Below are 21604 nucleotides of genomic sequence, written 5' to 3'. Positions count from 1 at the left end.
AGAAAGTGAAAACAAGCAGGATTCGTTTTGTCTTGATCGCAGCGATGCTGATGCTGGGGGCTGCGCAGCAGGCATGGGCCGGTGTCGATGCGGACACGGCCATGATTGCGCGCGGAGAATATCTCGCACGTGCCGGCGACTGTATTGCGTGCCACACCGCCAGTGGCGGGAAGCCGTTTGCTGGCGGGCTTCCTATCAAGAGTCCGATGGGCGTGATGTATTCGACGAACATTACGCCCGATCCGGTGCACGGTATCGGTCGTTATACGGAACCCGAGTTCGCGAAAGCCGTCCGTCTGGGTATTCGCCGTGACGGCAAGAATCTTTATCCCGCGATGCCCTACCCGGACTATCGTGCGATTACCGATAGCGACGTGCAGGCGCTCTATGCCTATTTTATGAAGGGCGTTGCGCCGGTGGCGAAAACGCCGCCAGTGACGGCGCTGGCGTTTCCATTCAATCAGCGCTGGGGTATGGTGCTATGGAATTTCGCGTTTACTTCCGACAAACCCTTTGTGTTGAACAAGGCCGAATCGCTTGAAGTCAATCGCGGGCGATATCTCGTGCAAACGTTGGGGCATTGCAGTAGCTGCCACACTCCGCGCGGAGTCGGTATGCAAGAACTGGCGCTTGACGATAGTTCGAGTTCCTTCCTTTCGGGAGGCGAGTTGAATGGTTGGGGCGTGCCGTCGCTGCGTGGCATGCCCAGTTGGTCAGTTGCCGATATCACGGCCTACCTTGAAACCGGCCGCAATGGGTTCACGTCAGTCGGCGGAGAAATGACGGGTGTTGTCGATCACAGCACGCAGCATCTCAGCGCTGAAGATCTGCAGTCGATTGCCGTCTATTTGAAATCCTTGCCTGCGGAGAAAAAGGTCACGCAAACTCATTCGAATAGCGATGCAGCGACGCAGAAAACGGTGCAGCAACTGGTTCAGGGACAAAACCTGAGTGCTGGGCAGATGGTTTATCTGAACAATTGCGAAGCTTGCCACGCAACGAATGGCAAAGGTGCAGCGGGCATTTTCCCAAGTCTCAATGGCTCGGAAGTTGTGCAATCGAAGAATCCAACAGCGTTGATCAGCGTGATTCTGAAGGGTGCCCAGACTCCGTCGACGCAGAAAGCGCCTTCGGTGCTGGCGATGCCGGGTTTCGAGGGCCGCCTCAATGACGAGGAGATCGCACATCTGGCGACATTCCTCCGCAGCGGATGGGGCAATAATGCCGATGCGGTTTCGACCGGCGCTGTGTCAAAAGTCAGAAAGAGTCTGGCCGGGGCATCGAAGGGATAAGCACACTTATTGCCTTGCTCAGGCTTACTGAAGGGGAAATGAACAGGAAACGGGACCGGCATGTCGATGCCCGTCCCGTTTTGCTTTTAGCTCACGTGTTTCTTCAAGGCGCAAAACCAGCGAGCGCCTGGCTCGCACGCTCTGCAATCGGCGCATCGTTAGGCGGCGTTGCGGTGCTGACACCGACTGCGCCAATCACTTGACCGTCCACGACGATCGGCTCGCCTCCGTTCATCATCGTCAATCCAGCCGTAATGGCTGCGGGCCGCCCGCCATTGATCGCACTTTCCAGTTTTTTGGTGGGGGCTTTGAAGAGCGCCGCCGTACGTGCCTTAGCTGCTGCGATGTCCGACGACGCCGCGCCTACGCCGTCCATGCGTTCGAGCAGAATCAAATGGCCGCCTGCATCGACGACCGCTACCACGCCCGGCGTGCCACGCAGGGTGGCATCGCTCGTTGCTTCGTCGGCGATGACGTGCGCAGCCGCAAGTGTCAGCACGTGCGTGGTGGGCAATTCAATGGCCGTCGTCGATGCGGCAAATGCGCTATAGGAAGCAGCAGAAGCGCCAATGAGCACGACAGTGCGAAGAAGAGAGAGCATAGGGTACCTCGGAAGTGAGTTCGGCCTGAAAGCAGACCTTGCTGAAAATTCAATGGCTATGCATGGGATTGCAAAGCAGAGGAGGGGCGCAAATAAACGCATGCGCGATGAGCGTCGAGATACTATCAAAATTGAATAGGCCGATGGAATATGAAATTAATTTCATTGTTCCTTTTGTTGATAAATATTATTCCGCCATAGAGTGATGGTGGTTTTTGCTTCGTGATCGGGAATTCGATGAAAGCGCCTGTGTAAGGGGGTTTGGTGAATTTGTTGGCGAATATTCGTCAGTCCGGAATCTGAAGTTATCGGAGGATTGATGAATGCAAGTAAATCATGCTTTTACCTGTAATTAAAGATGAATGGCGACTTGGATATAAAATTTCTGGCATCGAAGAAACCGGAAAAAACCGCCAACCGGGCGCGAGTGGATAGCGCCTGCTTTCAACTTAAGAGGTAAGCCATGAATATTCTGGTGACCGGCGCAACTGCCGGATTTGGTTTGGCGATCGCGAAGGCGTTAGTCTCGGACGGACACACCGTGATCGGTACGGGGCGCCGTGCAGATCGGCTCGCTCAGATCGCTGCAGAGCTCGGCCCGCGCTTTGTCGGCCGCGTGCTCGATGTCACGCAGCGCAGTGCAGTTGAGCGAGTATTCGCCGAAATCGGCAACGAAGTCGGCCCCATCGACGCGCTCGTGAACAATGCCGGTCTCGCGCTCGGATTGGATACGGCAGATAAAGCGTCGCTCGATGATTGGGATCTGATGATCGACACCAATATCAAGGGTCTTGTCTATTGCTCGCATGCCGTGCTGCCAGGCATGGTCGCCCGTAATCGTGGCTGGATTCTTAATCTCGGGTCGACTGCCGGCACGTATCCCTATCCAGGCGGCAACGTCTACGGCGCAACGAAGGCCTTTGTGCATCAATTCAGCCTGAATCTGCGTTCGGATCTGGTGGGCAAGAACGTGCGCGTCTGCTCGATTGAACCCGGCCTGTGTGGTGGGACGGAATTCTCTACCACGCGCTTTAAGGGCGATAGCGAGCAGGCAAGCAAGGTCTACGAAGGTACGGAACCGCTCACCGCCGATGATCTCGCCAACACTGTGCGCTGGCTGCTTTCGCTACCTGAGCACGTGAATATCAACGCGATCGAAATGATGCCCACGTGCCAGGCGCCGGGACCGCTCGCGGTGAAGCGCCAGGCCTGAGATTCGAATCGGCCACATCCTTGTCGCGTGAGTCGATCAAGGATGTGTCTTCATTATCAGATTTTTTCCTGAAGGAGCATTGTCATGAGCAACGCAAAAAAATACGTCGTGATCGCCGAATTCAAGCTGCTCCCGGGTAAGCGCGAAGCCTTTCTCGAAGCCGCGCGGGCCGATGCGCGCGATTCGATAGCTAATGAATCGGGCTGCCACACGTTTGATGTGCTTTTGACTGAAGGGGACGAGAATCTAGTCGTATTTCACGAAGTCTATTCGGATCGATCGGCGTACGACTGGCACAGGCAAACGCCGCATTTCGAGACCTTCAGAACCGCCGTTGCGGCGCTGCTGGATGGCGAACGCAAGGTCCGCTTCTTCGAGCGGCATTGATAGCAAGCCGTTCGCGCTACACAACAAAAAGCGGCGCCGCATAAACACACGGCGCCGCTAGTGCAAAGCCCTGGGATTTCCCGCTCGAAACCCCAGTACATGCCTTAAAAGTCACTCACTTGATAAAGCTGAGTTCCTTGCTGATGCGATCGAGAATGGGTTTCTTCTTCTCGTTGAACACAGTCTTGTTCTGCTGGATCAGGTTATTGCCTTTGGTATCGATCGAGATGATCAACGGCCCGAATTCGCGCACGCGATTGATCCAGAGCGTTTCCGGCATGCCAAGATCCTGCCACTCAGCACCCTCGATTTCTTCGACCAGCGTGGCCGCGAGCACCGCGCAACCGCCGGGGAAAATAGCGTGCACCGCCTTGTGCTCCTGGCAGCCCGCAGCCGTCTCGGGACCCATGCCGCCCTTGCCGACAATCAGTTTCACGCCGGTCTGTTCGATGAATTCGCGCTCGAACTTCTCCATGCGCATGCTGGTCGTCGGGCCGATAGAGACCATTTCGAAGCTGCCGTCGTCCTTCTTGCGCACGATCGGGCCAGCGTGAAAAATCGCGCCGCCTTCGAGATTGACGGGCAATTCGCGGCCTTGTTCGATGAGGCGGCGGTGCGCCACGTCGCGGCACGTGACGAGCCGGCCCGTGAGATACACAACGTCGCCAACCTTGAGATCCTCGAGATCTTCTGACTTGATGGGAGTCGTAAGGACCTTCTTCACAGCACCACCCCTTCGTGGGAAAGAATTTCGTAGGACAGATCGGCGTTGATGCGGATCTTGCCGCGGCGATGCGCCCAGCAACCCGTGTTGATGGCCACGCCGATCGTGGACGGATGACGCGCCGACGATTCGATATTCACGCCCATCACACTGTTGTTGCCCGTCAAACCTTGCGGGCCGATGCCGACTTCGTTGAGACCCTGTTCGAGCAGTTCTTCCATCAGCGCGGCACGCGGGTTGTCGCTCTTCGAATCGACCGGGCGCAGGATTGCGAGCTTGGAAAGGCGCGCAGCGGTTTCCACCGAAGTGGACACACCCACGCCGACGAGCAGCGGCGGGCAGGCGTTGACGCCGCGTTCGGTAATCACATCCATGACGAATTCGGCCACGCCTTCGTAGCCCTGGCCCGGCATCAGCACCTTGGCCGCGCCCGGCAGCGTGCAGCCGCCACCCGCCATATAGACGTCGATCGTGCAGCTATCCTTCTCGGGCACGATGCGCCAGTCGAGCCAGGGAATCTGCGTGCCGGTATTGGTACCGGTGTTCTTTTCGTCGAAGGTTTCGACGGCGTTATGACGCAGCGGCCCGAGCTTCGTCGCGCCTTCGGTAGCGCCGCGCAGGATTTCCTCGAGTTCGCCGAGCAGCGGGAAATGCGCGCCGGCTTCGACGAAATACTGAATCACGCCGGTGTCCTGGCAACTCGGACGATTGAGTTTGTCCGCGGCTTCCTGATTGCCGTGCATGGAGTCGTAGACCGACTTCGCCAGCGGGTTCGTCTCCATCGTGCGAAGTTCGGACAGCTTGGCCTTCACGTCTTTCGGCAAGCGCTTGCCGATATAGGCCGTGAATTTGGCCATCGTGTCGGTCAGGGACTGGATACTCGTTTCCTTGTCCACGATTTCTCCTGATACTGTGACTGTGGGGATAGGGAAGCAGATCGCTGACGCGCGGCGGGGCATGGCAAACAAGGGCCGATTCGATGCATCGGCCAGGCAAGGCGAGCCTTTTTTATAAGCTTTCGCGTGAGCCCGCCCTACATGTCTCCGTCCATGCGTTAGCACTGGATCTAACTGCACTTTACCCAAATCAGGGTGTTTAAAACCGGGCCGGAATTCAATCCATCTTTAACTTTGATTCATTGATTCTGGTGGGCTTGAGTCGGTCTTTCCATGAGCGCGAGAATGGAGGGCGGATCGAAAGGAATAGTGCGGGGCCGCCTGCCAATGGCGTCATACACGGCGCTCGCAATCGCGGGCGCAATCACTGCGCAAGTGGGTTCGCCCGCGCCTACGGGTGGCTGATCGGGACGGTCGAGTAACACCACGTCCACCTGTGAAGGCAACTCTGGAAACTTGAGCAGACGGTAAGTCAGCCAGTCCACGCTCGTGACCGCCGAGCGGGAGAAGTCCACCTGTTCGAAAAGCGTCCGGCTGATGGTCTGCACGACTTCGCCTTCGACCTGATTGCGCACGCCGTCTGGATTCACGACGAGACCACAATCGTGCGCAACAGTGACCTTGCCGATCTGGATGACGCCCGTAGCGCGATTCAATTCGATGTCGACGACCGCGGCCACATACGCGTGATTGGGTTCGTACCGCACGCAGGCCATGCCGCGCCCGCGCACGATATCGGCGCTTTGACGCTGCGAAAACAAGGGGCGGCGTTGCCAGCCTGCACGCTGTTCGACGGCATGCAGGACCGCCTGGGCGCGCAGATCGGAGAAATGCCGCAGACGGAATTCGATCGGATCGGCGTTGGCCGCGACGGCGAGCTCATCCATGAATGACTCGTTCGCATACGTGTGCTGCACGCGGCCCGGTCCGCGCAACCACGACGGACGCAGCGGCGTGCGCCTGGTTCGATTGACGGCCACGCTCATATCGGGCACGTCATAGGGCGCGACGATATTGAACTCCATACCGCCGGCGTTGTTCGGCTCGTCCACCATCGCGGACGAGCGCATGAGTTCGGCGGCGAGTAGCGGTACGTCTGCGTTGCCCGAGACGCGATAGGGAACCCATGTTGTGTACTGCCACGCCTTGATGCGTCCTTGCGCGTCGAGCACGCCCGCGACATCGGAAACCACCGGCGCGCCTTTCGGGTCCCAGCCATGTTCATCCTCTCGCATCCATTGCACACGCACGGGTTTGCCCACCGCGCGCGAAAGCAGCGCGGCTTCGGCGGTCGCATCTTCGTGGCCGTTGCGTCCGTAGCAGCCCGCGCCTTCGACGTAGATGAGGCGCACATCGGCCTTGTCGAGTTTCATCATCGCCGCGATCTGGTCGCGTGTCATATGCGGGGCCTGCGTCGCCGACCAGACCGTCAGCTTGCCGGCGCGCCAGTCGCCGATCGCGCACGAAGGGCCGATCGAACCATGTGTCTGCATTGGCCAGCAATACGTTGCACGTACAACCTTATCGGCGTGTTGTATTGCCGTTTCGGCGTCGCCGCGCTCGAGTAACTGGCCGCGGTCGTGAACCGGCAACGCACGCACGACGTCGAAAAGCCTGGCTTGTTCCGGCAAGCCCGACCACGTCGACCACCTGACGCGCAGGGCGCGCGCGCTGCGTATCGCTGACCATTCGTCAGTCGCGATCGCAGCGAGCAGATTGCCGATACGCACGGTGCGCAGAAAGCCTGGAACCTGCTTCGCGTATTGATCGTCCACGTCGAGCAACTGCGCGCCATAGGCATCGGGATGGATGACGCGGGCATGCACCATGCCGTCCACATGCACATCCTGCATGAATGAGAATTCGGCGAACACTTTCGCGCGCACGTCATCGCGTTTGATGGGTTGGCCCACCACCTTGTAATGCCTCGGCGATTTGAGCGGCGCTTTCGGATCGAGATCCAACTCGATGGGTTGCTTTGCGAGCAACTCGTAAAACGCGACGCCCCGTGTATCCGACGCGCTTTTAAAGGCGCGTCCATTTTCGAGGCGCACGTCTTCGGGAGCGATCCTGAAGACGCGCGCGGCAGCCGTGCGAATTGCCGACGCGGCTGTCGCCGCCGCCTGGCGCAACTGGATGCCCGCGCCCTGGATCGACATGGAGCCGTTGGTTGGGCCCTGATCGACGGTCATCGCAGTATCGCCTTGTACGACACGTACGCGCTCGATCGGGAACTCCATTTCTTCGACCACCATCTGCGCAAGTGCGGTGGTATTGCCCGTGCCAAGGTTGACTTTGCCCGTGTAGAGCGTGAGCACGCCGTCCTTTTCCAGCACGAGAAAAGCGTCGATTCGAGTGGGATCGATTGTCTTTGCGTGGGCGAGCGCCATTGCACTTTCGCCCGCAATTTCGGCTGCTTTACTAATGCCGTTCTGCGCAGCGGCGAAACGCGAGAAAGAGAATCCAATGACCAGCGCTGCGCCTTGACGCAGAAACTGACGGCGCGAAAAGCCGGGTGATTCGATGGCGGTCATTCATTTGCCCCGCGCTTTAAGGATCGCGCGCACGATACGCATATGCGTTCCACAGCGGCAGAGATTGGAGGCCAGTGCCTCTTTGATCTGTGCTTCGTCGGGATTCGGATTGGCGTTCAGCAGCGAGCGCGCGGCAATCAGCATGCCGTTGATGCAGTAGCCGCACTGCACAGCCTGTTCGTCGATAAAGGCGGTCTGTAGCGGATCGGGATTAGCGGGCGTGCCCATGCCTTCAAGCGTCGTGATCTGGCTATTCGAAACAGAGCCGACTGGCATGACGCAGGAGCGCCGCGCGCGACCGTCGACGAGTACGGAACACGCGCCACACTGGCCAAGTCCACAACCGAAGCGCGGCCCCTTCAATGACAATTGATCGCGAAGTACATAAAGCAGTGGTGTATCGGGAGTGGCTTTCACGCGAACGGACTGACCGTTGACGTGCAGGACAAGGTCATCGGAAATCATGGCCGTCATTGAGGTGTTCCAGTTTGCTTGCGCAGAATATCGACTTCGTGCGCGGAGACCGCAGGTGCATGATTGCCCCAGCTATTGCGCGTGTAAGTGAGTACGTCCGCGATATCGGAATTGCTCAGCGCCGCGCGATGTGCGGGCATGGGATAGGGTGCGGGCTGGCCGTCGATAACGATATGCGGCGTGCCGTTCAGCGTGACGTTGATGAGTGAAAGCGGGTCCTGTTCCAGCACGTTCGGATTGCCAGCGAGTGGCGCAAGCCACGGTGCCGCGCCGCGACCGTTTGCGAGGTGGCAGGCCACGCAGAAGTTGCCGTAGATTTGCGCGCCGTGCGCCATCGTTGAAGCATCCACTGCGCCTGTCGTGTTGTTTGAAGCTGCCGTGCTCATTGGCTTGAGCGACTTCAGATAGACGGCAATCGAATAACGGTCCTGATCGGATAGATATTGCGTGCTGTGATTGATTACCGACGTCATCGGGCCGAATGCGGTGGCATGCATGTTTGCACCGGTTTTCAGAAACGAAGCGATATCGCTTGCGCTCCACGCATCGATGCCTGTTGCAGCATTCGAAGTCAGATTGGATGCAAACCAGCCATCGAGCGCGGCGCCGGAGAGAAAGGCATCGCCGTGCTCGTCGAGAGCGAGTTCCTGGAAAGCCGCGCCGCGCGGCGTATGGCACGCGCCGCAGTGGCCAACACCCTGAACCAGATAGGCGCCGCGATTCCATTCGACGCTGCGGTCGCTGCGCGGTGTAAACGGCTGAACGTCGAGAAAGAACGCATTCCAGATTTTCATCGGCCAACGCATCGTGAGCGGCCAGTGCATGGTGGGCGCGAGATTCGCGCGATGCGAAGGCGGAACGCCATGCCGGAAGTACGCATATAGCGCGCTAACGTCCGCATCTGAAATCTTGCTATATGACGTATAAGGCATCGCGGGATACAGGTTATGGCCATCCTTCGCCACGCCTTCACGCAGCGCCCGCGCGAAATCCTGTTCCGTGTAACGACCGATGCCGTTTTGCGGATCGGGCGTGATATTGGTCGAGTAGATTGCGCCCATCGGCATACTCATTTTCAGTCCGCCCGAAAAAGGCGCTGCGCCCTTCACGGAATGGCACGCCGCGCAATCGGATGCCTGTGCCAGATAGCGACCTCGATCGATTAAAGACTGCTCGGCGGATGGCGGGCGTGCGGAATTGGCAGCATGGGCGATTCCCATGCTGCCGATGAAGGCGAGTATGGCGAACAGTATCTTTCTCAACGGCATTGCTATCTGATCCTTGGCGAAGCGTCGTCGCTTACTCAAATTAAGCATAGCAACTCTAGGTATCAATCGGCATCGCGTCAAGCCCCTTTACCTTGCTGGATAAGGTAAAGTGCATGCCATTGTTCACGCACTATCGTTGACCGGACCAGTGAAAGCAGACAAATCGCTCTCGAGTCATATCGACCTGACTATCCTCGCGGCCCTCGACAAACAGTCGATGCACGGCTATGCGCTGATTGCGCACCTGCGCGAGGTAAGCGACGGCCTGTTCGATTTCCCCGAGGGCACGATCTATCCGGTATTGCATGCGCTCGAGCAAAAAGGTTTTGTCGAAAGCGATTGGGAAATTGGCGAGTCGGGCCGAAAGCGGCGCAGTTACAGCATCACGGCTGCGGGCAAGACGGAGCTTGCCGGCAAGGCCGCGAGGTGGGCGCAGTTTTCGAAAGCAATCGACCGATTTTTGCGCGCGGCCAAAGTGCCCAAAAAAGCATGAAGCATCCGGCGGTAGAGGCCTATCTGTTCGAGATCGGCGAAGCGTTGCAATTCGATCGTCAATATGCGCGCGATGTTTGCGATGAAGTTGCCGATCATCTGTACGAGAGCGTCGATGAACAGGCCAGGACGCAACGTGCGGGTCCTTCGCGTGCAGGCAGGGCGCAAGGCGAGCTTCGCGCCTTGTTCGAGCGCTTCGGTCAACCGCGCGTCCTGGCGGCCCAATTCGCTTCGACGTATGTATTCCGAAAACTGCTTGCGCTGCTCGCCTGGGTATTCGCGCTAGGCGCCGCGTCATACATGCTCGGTCTGGTTGTGGGCCCGCTTTCCTGGGCGGGTTTCGGTCTTGCCGGTGGATGTGCGCTTGCCGTTTTGCCTGCCGTGTTGCGAGTGAGGCGTGAAGTGCATCCGCGCGCGCAAAGCTGGCCGAAGCTGTGCATGCCGATGCTGGCGTCCACGTCCGCGGTGCTGCTGCTCGGTGCGGCGCTTGTCGCGAGTGCTGTGTGGAAAGTCGAGCATTGCCAGTCGTCGATCTGCATCGCGCTCGATCTGGCCATTGCGCTTGCGTTGCTTTTGCGCTGGGCGTTGCATCGCAAACAAACTGCCCGCATGTGCGCGCTTTGGCGTAGCGTTTCCTGATTCGTTTCACTATGTTCGAAAATGAGCGTGCTGCAAAGGGCGTTTCCCGTTGCAGCACGCTCCACGTTTTAAAGACTCCCTGATTGACCCGTCAGTGATCGTGGCTCACGCGTGGGGTGCCTGTCCCGGAGTTCGTCTTTTGTCGGCTGAGAACGAGCGTGACAATCGACGAGACAGCAAGCGTTGCCGCGACGACATAGAGGCCAGCGGCATAGCTGCCGGTTTCATTCTTGAGCCAGCCGATAACGGCCGGGCCGACGAAGCCGCCCAGATTGCCGAGCGAATTGATCATTGCAATACCTGCTGCTGCGCCGGCGCCGGACAGGAACACACTCGGCATGGCCCACAGCGGTGCTTTCGCGGCGCTAATGCCGATGTTCACAACGACCAGTGCGCTGATAATCAAAAGCGCGCTAGTTGCCTGACCCGCGAAGATAAAGCCGACACATGCAAGCGTGCAGGGAATGATGACGTGCCAGGTACGCTCGCCGGTGCGATCGGAATGCTTTGCCCAGAGAATCATGGCGAGAACCGCGACCAGACTCGGAATACCGTTCAGCAGGCCCGTCTGGAACGAAGTGAATCCAAACTCGCGGATGATCAACGGCGCCCACAAGCCCAGCGTATAAAGTCCGGCGGACGTGCCAAAGTAAATCAATGAGAGCGCAAGCACGCGCGGATCTTTCAGCGCGCTGAGCGCTCCGCTCGTATGGCCGCCATGAGAAACACGTGCAAGCGATTCTTCCCGCAGCTTGGCGATCAGCCAGTCGCGTTCCTCGGCGAGAAGCCACGTGGCTTTTGACGGGTTGTCAGTCAGATGGCGAAGCACCACGAAGCCCAGCACGGCAGCGGGAACGGCTTCGATGATATAGAGCATTTGCCAGTCGGCGAGTCCGAATACCGAGGGCAATTGCATGATCGCACCGGAAAGAGGCGAGCCAATTGCGGTGGAGATCGGCGCGGCTGCCATGAACCATGCTGCGGCCACTGCACGCTGGCGCGTCGGGAACCACTGGCTCAAATAGAGAATGATGCCCGGGAAAAAGCCCGCCTCGGCGACGCCAAGCAGAAAGCGCAGCAAATAGAAGCTTTTCGGGCCCACGACGAAAGCCGAAATACCCGAAACAATGCCCCACGTAATCATGACCCGGGCGATCCAGATCCGCGCGCCTACTTTATGCAGGATCAGGTTTGACGGCACTTCGCAGAGGAAGTAGCCGATAAAGAAGAGGCCGCCACCCAACCCGAAGGCGGTCGGGGAAAGGCCGATATCCTTGTTCATCGTGATTGCGGCAAAGCCGACATTCACGCGATCAAGAAAGCTCACGAAATACAACAGCATGACGAACGGAATGATTCGCCACATGAGTTTCCTGGATACTCGTTGCTCGAGGTCTTGATCGGAAATCATAGTCTCCTCCAAAGAATTGCGCGCCGTGGTTCGTTGTCGAACTCTCTGTTGGCGCAGATTTGAAAACACACCCTGCGTGAATAAAGTCCTGGCGTTAAGCAACGCGCCTGTGCACACCGCCGGAGCGGCGACAGTGTGTTTTCATACGTATATGACCGTTCTTTCTGAAAATGTGAGGAATACTTATATTCATTCGATCGGGAGGCGCGGTGCGGCCTCCTTCGATCGGGTGATTCTGTTAGCTCTGGCTGGGGCTGGCAGGATCGACCGGTTGCCCGGCTCAGGCTTTTACGGTTGCATGCTCGATCAGCGCGCAGACCGCTTCGGTAACTTGCCGGGTCGTGGCCGTGCCGCCAAGATCGCCGGTGTGCAATTCGGTGTTCGCCGTGACGGCTTCGATCGCTTCCATGACTTGTTGGGCGGCCGCGTGCTCGCCCAGATGTTCGAGCAGCATGACAACCGACCAGAACGTGCCGACGGGATTCGCCAGACCTTTGCCCATGATGTCGAACGCGGAACCATGGATCGGCTCGAACATGGACGGGTAGCGGTGTTCGGGGTCGATGTTGCCGGTCGGCGCGATACCCAGGCTGCCCGCAAGAGCGGCCGCAAGGTCGCTCAGAATGTCCGCGTGCAGGTTGGTTGCCACGATCGTGTCGAGCGATGCCGGGCGGTTGACCATGCGCGCCGTTGCGGCATCGACAAGTTCCTTGTCCCACGTGACATCGGGAAATTCCGCTGCAATCTGATGGGCAATTTCGTCCCACATCACCATGGCGTGACGCTGCGCGTTGCTCTTGGTGATGACCGTAAGCAGTTTGCGCGGACGCGACTGCGCGAGACGAAACGCGAAGCGCAGGATGCGCTCGACGCCTGCACGCGTGAGGATCGAGACATCGGTGGCGGCTTCGATCGGATGGCCCTGGTGAACACGGCCGCCCACGCCCGAGTATTCGCCTTCGGAGTTTTCGCGCACGATGACCCAGTTCAGGTCTTCGGGTTGGCAGCGTTTGAGCGGCGCGTCGATACCGGGCAGGATGCGCGTCGGGCGTACATTGGCGTACTGGTCGAAGCCCTGGCAGATCTTCAGGCGCAGGCCCCACAGCGTAATGTGATCGGGCACATCGGGGTCGCCAGCCGAGCCGAACAGAATGGCGTCCTTGTCGCGAATCTGATCGAGCCCATCGGCGGGCATCATCGCGCCGTGCGCGCGATAGTAGTCGGCGCCCCAGTCGAAATCTTCGAACTCGAAGGCGAAAGACTCACTGTGTTTCGCGAGCGTTTCGAGCACCTGTTTGCCTGCCGGAACCACTTCCTTGCCGATTCCGTCGCCGGGAATTGTTGCAATGCGATACGTTTTCATGTCTCCGTGTCCTTGGTAATGGCAGGCTAATGGCCCATACTTTACCCAACCTTGAGTGTTGAAACCGGGGCGAAACTTAAAGCACCTTTAACTCCAATTCAAAGAACTGGACCCGTGACAGACGTTATTTCTCCAGCCGATCTTGGCTTTTTTTCTACTCTGGCCGCCTGCGGCAGTTTGAGTTCGGCGGCGCGCGAACTCGGTCTCACACCGGCCGCCGTCAGCAAGCGGCTCACGCTGATGGAGCAGCGCGCCGGCGTCACGCTGGTCAATCGAACCACGCGCCGCATGCTGCTGACGCCCGAAGGCGAGGTCTATCTGGAGCGCGCGCGGCGCATCCTCGATCAGATCGACGAACTGAGTGAGGTATTAACCAGTTCCAGATCGACGCCCAAAGGGCTACTGCGGGTCAACGCGACGCTGGGTTTCGGCCGCAGTCACATCGGCCCGGCGATTTCGCGCTTTCTCAAGTGCTATCCGCAAGTTTCCGTGCAACTCCAGCTTTCCGTGACGCCGCCGCCGCTTTCCGACGACAGCTTCGACGTCTGCATCCGCTTTGGCGAGCCCCCCGATCTGCGCGTCGTCGCGAGAAGACTGGCTGCGAACCGGCGCGTGCTGTGCGCGTCGCCCGCGTATCTGGCCGTGCATGGCACGCCAGTCACACCGCACGAACTCACTCGCCACAATTGCATCGGGATCAGGCAGGGCGACGAAGCCTATGGCGTGTGGCGGCTGACCAGCGAGCGCGGCGCGAACGCAAAAAGCGAAGCCTTGCGTGTGAACGGCAATCTCACGACCAACGACGGCGAGATCGCCGTGAAATGGGCGCTCGACGGTCACGGCATCCTGATGCGTGCAGAGTGGGATGTGAAGGATTACATCGCAGATGGACGGCTCGTGATCGTCCTGCCCGAATACCGTACGCCGGGCGCGGATATCTACGCTGTCTATGCCCAGCGCCACCAGCTTTCTACGCGCGTGCGCGCGTTCGTCGATTTTCTGAGTAGCGAACTGGAAAAAGCCGGAGGAACTTGAAGCCGTGACGAGCCACGCGCGCTGACTGTCTGATGCATGCAACGCACGTGGCTCGTTATCGACATGAAATTTTCCTCATATCGATTCTCAATTCTAAATTTTGTTTATGTTTGGATCGGGATCGATCTTGTTTTTCTGTGCGATCCGGCTGGCGATAACTGAAAAAATATAAAAGAAGTTTCATTTGTGAATGGAGGGAAAAGTGGCTTTTCCCTATCCGTAAAACACAACGTCCTTCGCTGTATAGAATCCGCCGCGCTCAAGCATTTTCCCAAAGAGCATCATCGCCGATATCGCTTTCCTTACGATCTGTTTGGAATGCGAATAAAAAAGGCGAGGAGGGAGGTATACAGTTGAAGGCGTTTTCATATGAAGAAGTGGCTTGTCTCGCTGTTGTGCGGGGCCGGGTCGGTGGCCGCGCACGCACAGTCGTCCGTCACGCTTTACGGCACGGTCGATGAAGGTTTGCAGTATCTCACCCATTCCAGCAGCGGCGGTCACGCCGAAGTGGGGCTGCAGTCCGGCAATGCGATTCCGTCGCTCTTCGGCATCAAAGGTCAGGAAGATCTGGGAAGCGGTCGCAAGGCGTATTTCGACCTTGAGAGCGGCTATGTCGTGAATACGGGCCAACAGGCCGATTCAAGCTCGCTGTTCAATCGCTATGCTTTCGTGGGTCTCGAAGATCCCACCTGGGGTTCGGTTGAACTCGGTCGCCAGTGGAATCTGATGTTCCAGGCGTTGCTGGATTTCGACGCCACGAGCATGGCGCAGTACTCGCTGCTTTCCACCGATCTCTTTCCTGCGCAATCGGACTGGCCCAGCAACGCCATTAAATATCGTTCGCCCGTCATTGCGGGCTTTAGCGCGAGTGCGGAATATTCATTCGGTCAGCAGGTCGCGGGCGATTCGCGTGCGGGACGCTATATGGGCGCGTCGCTCGCCTACGATCGAGGCCCGCTCTCCATGCGCGCCATCTATGAGGACACGCGCGGCGAACTCGATACTACCACTGGCATTTCCGAGGCAAATCGCGTCGAGCGACGCGCAACGGTGGCGGCGAAATATCGTTTCGACAGTCTCTCTCTGATGGGCGGCTACGCGAATATCTCCGGCGATCTGGGCCTGAGTCCCGCTGGAAATCTCTATTGGGCCGGCATGACCTACACGCTTACGCCCAAGGTCACCGTACTCGGCGAAGCGATTCATCACGACATGTTCCATGGCCGTGGCGAACCCACATGGGTTGTTATCGGCGGGCAGTACAACCTGTCGCCGCGCACTTTCCTGTATGGATTCGCGGGTTACCTCGATAACCATGGTGCGAATACCGTGAGCCTCAATGCGCTCGATTCCACTCAGCCTTACGGCATGAGTCAGACCGGCGTTCAGATCGGCATCAATCACTCGTTTTAAACATTCGCGATAGTGCGGAGAAAACTGATGAATACTTCATTGATCCGGGCCGCGTGTGCCCTGGTGTTGCTGAATTCGGCTGTTGCAATGGCACAAACGCCAGATGCAATCACGCAAATCGTGGATGCGAAAACGGCTTCGTCTGCGCAAGCCAATAAGTCTGCTCACGCGGCGCCGATCACGCTTTCCACCGATCTCGCGCCCGCGAATGTCAGCGACGCAGCGTTGATCGCCAATGACCAGATTCCCTTCCAGAACGTATGGGCCGATAACCATGGACGTACGCACGTCAGCCGGTGCGTGCTGAAAGGGCTGAAACTGCACGGCTTTGCGCCGCCTGCCGCGCCTTATTACATGGGCGTTGCACCGGAGGATATTCAGAGCGTCGTTTATTCGGTGATACCGGTGGGCTGGTATGGCGACTGGCATCATGCGCCGGGTCCGCAATGGGTCATCGATCTTTCGGGCGAATGGGAGATCAAGACGGCGGATGGCACGACGCTGCGCCAGGGACCGGGGCAGGTCCAATTCAATTCCGATCAGGGCGCTTTTGCTGAAAAGCCCGGCGATCCGGTGGGGCATACCGCGCGGCAGGTGGGCGATGTCCCCGATGTGCGCGTCATCATTACCCTGAAAAAGAAGCCGGGCAAGAGTTATGACAATCAGGCCTGCGTGCTTTGATAAAGGCTGATTGACTCTCCACACACTCCACCCTGGTGTGTTTCGCGAGGCTGTCCCGCCTCGCTTCGCGGCCTTGACCGGTCATACGGTCAAGGCTCTTTTTGCCAATACAATGCGCAGCGCGTCGCGCGCCCGTATTTAAAAAATCGACCGGCCCGTGCGCGTCGTCAGTTGTTCGAGCGCGAGCGAACCCACCTGCGAATTGCCATTCGCGTCGAGTCCCGGCGACCACACGCACACCGCAAACTCGCCTGGCAGCACGGCAACGATCCCGCCGCCCACGCCGCTTTTCGCCGGCAAGCCCACGCGATACACGAAATCGCCCGCTGCATCGTAAGTGCCGCAAGTCAGCATCAGCGCAGAAAGCCGCTTGGCCGAACTGGCGTCGAGCACCTGCTCGCCGTTCGCGGGCGAAACCCCGCCGTTGGCGAGAAACAGCGCGGCGCGCGCCAGTTCCACGCAACTCATTTCGATCGCGCATTGACGGCAATACGCGTCGATCACCGCATCGGCGGCCATTTCCAGATTGCCGAAACTCGCGATGAAATGCGCCATCGCGCGATTGCGTTCGGCATGCGCGAGTTCCGATTGCGCCACCTTGAGGTCGTAGCCGATACCCGGTTCGCCCGAAAGCCGCCGCACGAAATCCACCAGCGCCGTTTCCGCCTGCACGAAGCGGCGGCACAGCACGTCCGTGACCACCAGAGCGCCCGCATTGATAAACGGATTGCGCGGCTTGCCGCCTTCGAATTCGAGTTGCACGAGCGAGTTGAACGCTGTGCCCGACGGCTCGCGGCCCACGCGTTGCCAGAGCGCGTCGCCGAGCATCTGGAAGGCCAGCGTGCAGGCGAACAGCTTGGAGATACTCTGGATCGAGAAGCGCACGTCGGCGTCGCCGGTGCGATGGACCTGACCGTCGACGGTCACGATCGCCATGCCGAAATGATCGGCGCGCACGTTCGCGAGTTCGGGAATGTAATCGGCGACGCGGCCCGCGCCAAGATGCGGTTGCAGATCGCGATGAATCGCGTCGAGGATGGGCGTGTAATCGATGGGCAAGTTCTTGGACATCGCGGGCAAGGGCGGCGTGACAGTCCGGCGATTGTAGCGATTCCGCTGCGGCCGCGCGATGGCAGCGCAGCCGCTGATGCGATGGTTACGCCGCGTCGTCCTTCATCTCGCGCAGATGCTTGTAGACCGTTGCGCGTCCCATGCCCAGCACCTTCGCCACGTAATTCGCCGAGCTTTTGCCCTTGAACGCGCCTTCGGCATGCAGCGCTTCGACCAGCTCGCGCCGGTGCTCGCGCGTGAGCGAATTCAGCGCCACCTGACGCTCGCGCAGCCAGCCGTGCAGGAAAGTGTTGATGCGCTCCTGCCAGTCGTCCTTGAACAGTTCTTCCGGTTGCGCGATCACGCCCGCGCCGCGCAGGAACAAATCGAGCGTGGCCTGCATATCGTCGAAAGCGGCGATATTGAAGTTGATGCACATGACGCCCGCCGCGCGGCCTTCGTCGTCGAATAGCGCCGTACTCACGCAGCGCATGCGCCGCCCGTCCCAGTTCACTTTCTCGTAGGGGCCGAGCAGCTTGCTGCGGGTGGTTTCCTCGACGTCCTCCAGCGCGGAATCGTCGCCGATCTCGCGCTTCGACAGATTGTTCGACAGATACGCCACGGTCTGATCGGCGAGATCGTGGATCACGACTTCGGCGAACGGGAAGAACAGCGTCGTGATGCTGTCCGCCACGTGCGCGTAGCGTTCGAGCAGGCGCGTACACGAATCGGAGGGCGTCGCTTTCCTGCTGGCGGGTTTCGTTTTCGGCATCGGGCGGGGCGCGTGGAATCTCACATCGAAGAGGACGTCGATGATACTGCTTATCAGGCGTTTTGCTTATTGCGCATTCTGCTGGTCGCGCAGATGCGTGTAGAGCGCATACGCCACGGCGATGTCTTCCAGTCCGAGGCCGATCGAGCGGAAAAACACGTGGCGCGTGTAGCCGGGGCGCGGGCAGGCGTCGTTGGCGAGATCGGCCAGATCGCCCGCGATCGCGTCCGGCGACCAGCCATGCTCGCGCGCCGCGATCGTCATTTCGCCGGCGCTGTGCGGCGTGGTGCGGCGGTAATCGCAATAGACGTCGAGCGAGGGCAGCGCGGCCGGATCGATCTCGTGCGCCTGCGCGACGTTCGTGCTGATCGAGGTGATGAGCGCGGGTTTCGTGAGCGTGTCGAGCGCGAGCACCGGCGTGCCCGACGAAGTGCAGAGCATGACGACATCGGCGTCGGCCACGCAGTCTTCGGCCGATGCGGCGATCTGCACGCGGGCGTCGGTGGCGCGCACGGTGTCGGCGTGGGCGGCGTCGGCGGCGAGCTTCGGCGACCAGACGCTGATGCGCTCCCACGCGCGCAACGGCGCCGCGTGGCGGATATGCGCGAGCGCCACGTCGCCCGCGCCGATCACGGCGAGCCGGCGTGCCTCGCGCGGCGCGAGCTGGTCGACGGCCAGCGCCGTGGTGCCGGCGGTGCGTTCGGTCGTGAGCAGCGCGGCGTCGCACCACATGAGCGGCTGGCCGGTGGTCGTCGACATCAGCGCGGTCCAGGCCGTGATGACCGGCTTCGCGCCGTTCGCGCCCGCGATGTACGGCGAGAGCTTCGCGCCGAACACGCCGGCTTCGGCCAGCACGCCCAGATAGGTGATGTAGTCGCCGGCCTGTTGCGGAAACAGCGCGAGCGTCTGCGGCGGCTGCACGGCGTTGCCGCGGCCGAGCGAGCCGAACATGCGCGCGAGCACGCCGCGCACGTCGAGTGAGGGCAGCGCGGCGCGCACCTGCGCGGCGTCGACGATGAACGGCGTGGCGGGGAGGGACGTTGCGGTCATGCGATGACTCCTTCGGTGGATCTCGATGCTGCATCCGCTCGAAATCGGGTGCGCATCACAGTGGATCTGACTGGGCTTGTCGTAGACTTTTTTGTCCATTCTAGACTTTATTTTTAATTTTCGTCTATATTCGCCCTGTGGCCGCGACGCATCGATCGCCGGTGCGTGGCCCGCCCGATCTCATTACGACTATGGTGACGACGATGAACACGAAGACGATTCGCTATGCGCGCAAGGCGCGGCGCGCGGGACTGGTGGCTTTGCTGGGCGCGGCATGCGGGCTGACAGTGGGCATGACGGCGAGCGTGGCGCACGCGCAGGACACCTTGCGCTTCGGCGTGGAGGCGTCGTATCCGCCGTTCGAGAGCAAGGCGCCGTCGGGCCAGTTGCAGGGCTTCGATATCGACATCGGCAATGCGGTGTGCCAGCGCATGCAGGTCAAGTGCGTGTGGGTCGAAAACAGCTTCGATGGGCTGATTGCGGCGCTGGAGGCACGCAAGTTCGACGTCATCAATTCGGCGATGAACATCACGGACAAGCGCCGTCAGCAGATCGACTTCACGCCGGCGGTCTACGTCATGCCGATCCAGATGGTCGCGAAGCGCGGCTCGGGCCTGCAGCCCGTGGCAGCCAGCCTCAAGGGCAAGCAGATCGGCGTGCTGCAGGGCTCGACGCAGGAAGATTACGTGCGCAAGCACTGGGCGCCGCAGGGCGTGTCGATCGTCACTTACGAGAACCAGGACCAGATTTTCGTAGACCTCGCGGCGGGCCGTCTGGACGGCGCGGTGCAGGAAGTGCAGACTGCCACCGACGGCTTTCTCTCGAAGCCGCAGGGCAAGGGCTTCGATTTCGCGGGCGCGCCGCTCAAGGACCCCGCCACGCTGGGCGAGGGCACGGGTTTCGGGATGCGCAAGAACGACGCGGCGCTGCGCGCCAAGGTGGATGCGGCGCTCGATTCGCTGCGCCAGGACGGCACGCTCACGAAGCTCTCGATGAAATACTTCGGCCGCGACATCGTCGCGAAGTAATGACAATCCATACGGACTCCAGAGGAATGGCATGAGCAAGGATGCAATCGTGCTCGGCGCGGGCATCGTCGGCGTGAGCGTCGCGCTGCATCTGCAGGCGCGCGGCCTGCGCGTCACGCTCGTGGACCGGCGCGCGCCCGGCGAGGAAACCAGTCACGGCAATGCCGGGCTGATCGAGGCGTCGTCGGTGGTGCCGTATGGGTTTCCGCGCGACTGGCGCACGCTGCTGCGTCTCGCGCGCAACGACTCGACGATGCTGCGCTACGACGTGCGCTCGCTGCCCGCCTACGCGCGCTGGCTCGCGACCTTCTGGCGCGAATCGGCGCCTGCACGGCTGGCGGGCGCGGCGAAGGACATGCTGCCGCTGATTTCGCGCTGCGTCGCCGAGCATCAGGCGCTGGTTGCGCGCACGGATCTGGGCGAACTCGTGCGGCCGATCGGCTGGCTGGAGGCGTATCGCTCGCCGGAGCAGTTCGAACGCGAGCGCGAGGCGTCGCAGCAACTGGCCGCGGAGCACCGCCTGCGCACGGAAGTCTTCGATGCGGTCGGCTTGCGTGCCGCCGAAGCGTCGCTGAGCGCGGGTTACGCCGGCGCGATTCACTGGATCGACCCCGCGAGCGTGGCCGATCCCGGCGCGCTGGTGAAGGGCTACGCGGCGTTGTTTGTGCGCGAAGGCGGCCGCATCGTGAAGGGCGACGCGCGTACCTTGCGCGCGCAAGGCAGCGGCTGGCAGGTGCAGACCGATGACGGCCCGCTGGGCGCGGAACTCGCCGTCGTGGCGATGGGGCCGTGGTCGGATCAGGTGACGGCGGCGCTCGGCTACCGCGTGCCGCTGATGGCCAAGCGCGGCTATCACATGCACTACGCGAGCGCCGCGGGCGCGCCGCTGCTGCGGCCGGTGGTGGATATCGAAGGCGGTTACGTGGTCGCGCCGATGCGCCGCGGCCTGCGCCTGACGACCGGCGTGGAACTGGCCACGCGCGAGCGCCCGCCCAACTACGCGCAACTCGATGCCGCCGAGCGCGCCGCGCGGCCGGTGTTCGGACTAGGCGAGCGGCTGGACGAAACGCCCTGGATGGGCATGCGCCCGTGCACGCCGGATATGCGTCCGGTGCTTGGGCCCGCGCCGCGCCACAAGGGCGTGTGGTTCGCCTTCGGTCACAACCATCATGGCCTGACGCTCGGCCCGGTGACGGGACGCCTCGTCGCCGAAATGATCACGGGCGAGACGCCGTTCACCGATCCCAGGCCGTACTCGCCGCTGCGTTTCGCGTGATGCGC

The 21604-nt window shown here is 60.4% G+C and carries 21 protein-coding genes; 10 read left to right on the top strand and 11 right to left on the bottom strand.

Annotated elements, in window-relative coordinates:
* The first annotated feature begins 5 nt into the window (after positions 1-5).
* On the top strand, positions 6-1292 hold the full coding sequence (locus U5A67_RS03835; RefSeq protein ID WP_321813106.1) for a cytochrome c: 1287 nt from the start codon (positions 6-8) through the stop codon (positions 1290-1292).
* A gap of 103 nt (positions 1293-1395) precedes the next feature.
* Here the strand turns inward: U5A67_RS03835 and U5A67_RS03830 are convergent, their stop codons facing one another.
* Positions 1396-1893 carry a GlcG/HbpS family heme-binding protein gene (locus U5A67_RS03830; RefSeq protein ID WP_205982659.1) on the bottom strand — a complete coding sequence of 166 codons (498 nt, stop codon included), beginning with the start codon at positions 1891-1893 and terminating at the stop codon, positions 1396-1398.
* A 463-nt stretch (positions 1894-2356) separates the two neighbouring features.
* On the opposite strand from U5A67_RS03830, the gene U5A67_RS03825 reads away from it, so the two are divergent.
* Both U5A67_RS03825 and U5A67_RS03820 read left to right on the top strand, forming a co-directional pair.
* Complete coding sequence (locus U5A67_RS03825; protein ID WP_321813105.1) at positions 2357-3106, top strand: SDR family NAD(P)-dependent oxidoreductase; 750 nt, start codon at positions 2357-2359, stop codon at positions 3104-3106.
* Between the two features lie 108 nt (positions 3107-3214).
* Entirely contained in the window at positions 3215-3493 is a 279-nt protein-coding gene (locus U5A67_RS03820) for a putative quinol monooxygenase (protein WP_321813104.1), read from the top strand.
* A 115-nt stretch (positions 3494-3608) separates the two neighbouring features.
* On the opposite strand, the gene ttdB is transcribed toward U5A67_RS03820, so the two are convergent.
* From ttdB to U5A67_RS03795, 5 genes are all read right to left on the bottom strand, one after another.
* Positions 3609-4217, bottom strand: coding sequence for a L(+)-tartrate dehydratase subunit beta (gene ttdB / locus U5A67_RS03815; RefSeq protein WP_205982409.1), 609 nt, complete (start codon positions 4215-4217; stop codon positions 3609-3611).
* A complete protein-coding gene (gene ttdA / locus U5A67_RS03810; protein ID WP_241023357.1) occupies positions 4214-5074 on the bottom strand; it encodes a L(+)-tartrate dehydratase subunit alpha in 861 nt (286 codons plus the stop codon). Before ttdA ends, ttdB begins: the two co-directional genes overlap by 4 nt.
* Positions 5075-5352: 278 nt before the next feature.
* Positions 5353-7647, bottom strand: a complete 2295-nt coding sequence (locus U5A67_RS03805) for a xanthine dehydrogenase family protein molybdopterin-binding subunit (RefSeq protein ID WP_321813103.1) — start codon at positions 7645-7647, stop codon at positions 5353-5355.
* On the bottom strand, positions 7648-8121 hold the full coding sequence (locus U5A67_RS03800; RefSeq protein WP_205982412.1) for a (2Fe-2S)-binding protein: 474 nt from the start codon (positions 8119-8121) through the stop codon (positions 7648-7650).
* On the bottom strand, positions 8118-9389 hold the full coding sequence (locus U5A67_RS03795) for a c-type cytochrome (RefSeq protein WP_415767728.1): 1272 nt from the start codon (positions 9387-9389) through the stop codon (positions 8118-8120). Before U5A67_RS03795 ends, U5A67_RS03800 begins: the two co-directional genes overlap by 4 nt.
* 109 nt (positions 9390-9498) lie before the next feature.
* Here U5A67_RS03795 and U5A67_RS03790 point away from each other — a divergent pair, with 109 nt between their 5' ends.
* Both U5A67_RS03790 and U5A67_RS03785 read left to right on the top strand, forming a co-directional pair.
* A complete protein-coding gene (locus U5A67_RS03790; RefSeq protein WP_205982414.1) occupies positions 9499-9882 on the top strand; it encodes a PadR family transcriptional regulator in 384 nt (127 codons plus the stop codon).
* Positions 9879-10520, top strand: coding sequence for a hypothetical protein (locus U5A67_RS03785; RefSeq protein ID WP_321813102.1), 642 nt, complete (start codon positions 9879-9881; stop codon positions 10518-10520). Before U5A67_RS03790 ends, U5A67_RS03785 begins: the two co-directional genes overlap by 4 nt.
* Before the next feature lie 91 nt (positions 10521-10611).
* Here the strand turns inward: U5A67_RS03785 and U5A67_RS03780 are convergent, their stop codons facing one another.
* Together U5A67_RS03780 and U5A67_RS03775 are read right to left on the bottom strand one after the other, a co-directional pair.
* Positions 10612-11931: an MFS transporter gene (locus U5A67_RS03780; protein WP_205982416.1), complete on the bottom strand. Its 1320-nt coding sequence runs from the start codon at positions 11929-11931 to the stop codon at positions 10612-10614.
* Between the two features lie 280 nt (positions 11932-12211).
* Entirely contained in the window at positions 12212-13294 is a 1083-nt protein-coding gene (locus U5A67_RS03775; protein WP_321813101.1) for a tartrate dehydrogenase, read from the bottom strand.
* A 114-nt stretch (positions 13295-13408) separates the two neighbouring features.
* Between U5A67_RS03775 and U5A67_RS03770 the strand changes: the two genes are divergently transcribed.
* The 3 genes from U5A67_RS03770 (at position 13409) to U5A67_RS03760 (ending at position 16423) form a co-directional block, all read left to right on the top strand.
* Positions 13409-14329, top strand: coding sequence for a LysR family transcriptional regulator (locus U5A67_RS03770; RefSeq protein WP_321813100.1), 921 nt, complete (start codon positions 13409-13411; stop codon positions 14327-14329).
* A gap of 369 nt (positions 14330-14698) precedes the next feature.
* Positions 14699-15742, top strand: coding sequence for a porin (locus U5A67_RS03765; RefSeq protein ID WP_321813099.1), 1044 nt, complete (start codon positions 14699-14701; stop codon positions 15740-15742).
* Positions 15743-15967: 225 nt separating this feature from the next.
* The gene (locus tag U5A67_RS03760) at positions 15968-16423 is read left to right on the top strand and encodes a hypothetical protein (RefSeq protein ID WP_321959672.1); all 456 of its coding nucleotides are present in this window, start codon (positions 15968-15970) and stop codon (positions 16421-16423) included.
* A gap of 138 nt (positions 16424-16561) precedes the next feature.
* Here the strand turns inward: U5A67_RS03760 and U5A67_RS03755 are convergent, their stop codons facing one another.
* From U5A67_RS03755 to U5A67_RS03745, 3 genes are all read right to left on the bottom strand, one after another.
* Complete coding sequence (locus U5A67_RS03755) at positions 16562-17476, bottom strand: glutaminase (protein ID WP_205982660.1); 915 nt, start codon at positions 17474-17476, stop codon at positions 16562-16564.
* Positions 17477-17579: 103 nt separating this feature from the next.
* A complete protein-coding gene (locus U5A67_RS03750; RefSeq protein WP_321813097.1) occupies positions 17580-18245 on the bottom strand; it encodes a transcriptional regulator in 666 nt (221 codons plus the stop codon).
* A gap of 66 nt (positions 18246-18311) precedes the next feature.
* Positions 18312-19295, bottom strand: a complete 984-nt coding sequence (locus U5A67_RS03745; protein WP_321813096.1) for an ornithine cyclodeaminase family protein — start codon at positions 19293-19295, stop codon at positions 18312-18314.
* A 293-nt stretch (positions 19296-19588) separates the two neighbouring features.
* Between U5A67_RS03745 and U5A67_RS03740 the strand changes: the two genes are divergently transcribed.
* A complete protein-coding gene (locus U5A67_RS03740) occupies positions 19589-20323 on the top strand; it encodes an ABC transporter substrate-binding protein (protein WP_321813388.1) in 735 nt (244 codons plus the stop codon).
* A 31-nt stretch (positions 20324-20354) separates the two neighbouring features.
* A complete protein-coding gene (locus tag U5A67_RS03735; RefSeq protein ID WP_321813095.1) occupies positions 20355-21599 on the top strand; it encodes an FAD-binding oxidoreductase in 1245 nt (414 codons plus the stop codon).
* Positions 21600-21604 lie beyond the last annotated feature (5 nt).

This window comes from Paraburkholderia sp. J69-1, from assembly GCF_905220255.1.
Lineage (GTDB): Bacteria > Pseudomonadota > Gammaproteobacteria > Burkholderiales > Burkholderiaceae > Paraburkholderia.
This window is presented reverse-complemented; position numbering and strand designations above follow the sequence as displayed.

Coding starts and splice junctions, on each gene's coding strand:
- U5A67_RS03830 (WP_205982659.1), bottom strand. CDS start 1,893: ATGCTCTCTCTTCTTCGCACTGTCGTGCTCATTGGCGCTTCTGCTGCT.
- U5A67_RS03825 (WP_321813105.1), top strand. CDS start 2,357: ATGAATATTCTGGTGACCGGCGCAACTGCCGGATTTGGTTTGGCGATC.
- ttdA (WP_241023357.1), bottom strand. CDS start 5,074: ATGGCCAAATTCACGGCCTATATCGGCAAGCGCTTGCCGAAAGACGTG.
- U5A67_RS03805 (WP_321813103.1), bottom strand. CDS start 7,647: ATGACCGCCATCGAATCACCCGGCTTTTCGCGCCGTCAGTTTCTGCGT.
- U5A67_RS03800 (WP_205982412.1), bottom strand. CDS start 8,121: ATGACGGCCATGATTTCCGATGACCTTGTCCTGCACGTCAACGGTCAG.
- U5A67_RS03795 (WP_415767728.1), bottom strand. CDS start 9,389: ATGCCGTTGAGAAAGATACTGTTCGCCATACTCGCCTTCATCGGCAGC.
- U5A67_RS03785 (WP_321813102.1), top strand. CDS start 9,879: ATGAAGCATCCGGCGGTAGAGGCCTATCTGTTCGAGATCGGCGAAGCG.
- U5A67_RS03780 (WP_205982416.1), bottom strand. CDS start 11,931: ATGATTTCCGATCAAGACCTCGAGCAACGAGTATCCAGGAAACTCATG.
- U5A67_RS03775 (WP_321813101.1), bottom strand. CDS start 13,294: ATGAAAACGTATCGCATTGCAACAATTCCCGGCGACGGAATCGGCAAG.
- U5A67_RS03765 (WP_321813099.1), top strand. CDS start 14,699: ATGAAGAAGTGGCTTGTCTCGCTGTTGTGCGGGGCCGGGTCGGTGGCC.
- U5A67_RS03750 (WP_321813097.1), bottom strand. CDS start 18,245: ATGCCGAAAACGAAACCCGCCAGCAGGAAAGCGACGCCCTCCGATTCG.
- U5A67_RS03745 (WP_321813096.1), bottom strand. CDS start 19,295: ATGACCGCAACGTCCCTCCCCGCCACGCCGTTCATCGTCGACGCCGCG.
- U5A67_RS03740 (WP_321813388.1), top strand. CDS start 19,589: ATGACGGCGAGCGTGGCGCACGCGCAGGACACCTTGCGCTTCGGCGTG.
- U5A67_RS03735 (WP_321813095.1), top strand. CDS start 20,355: ATGAGCAAGGATGCAATCGTGCTCGGCGCGGGCATCGTCGGCGTGAGC.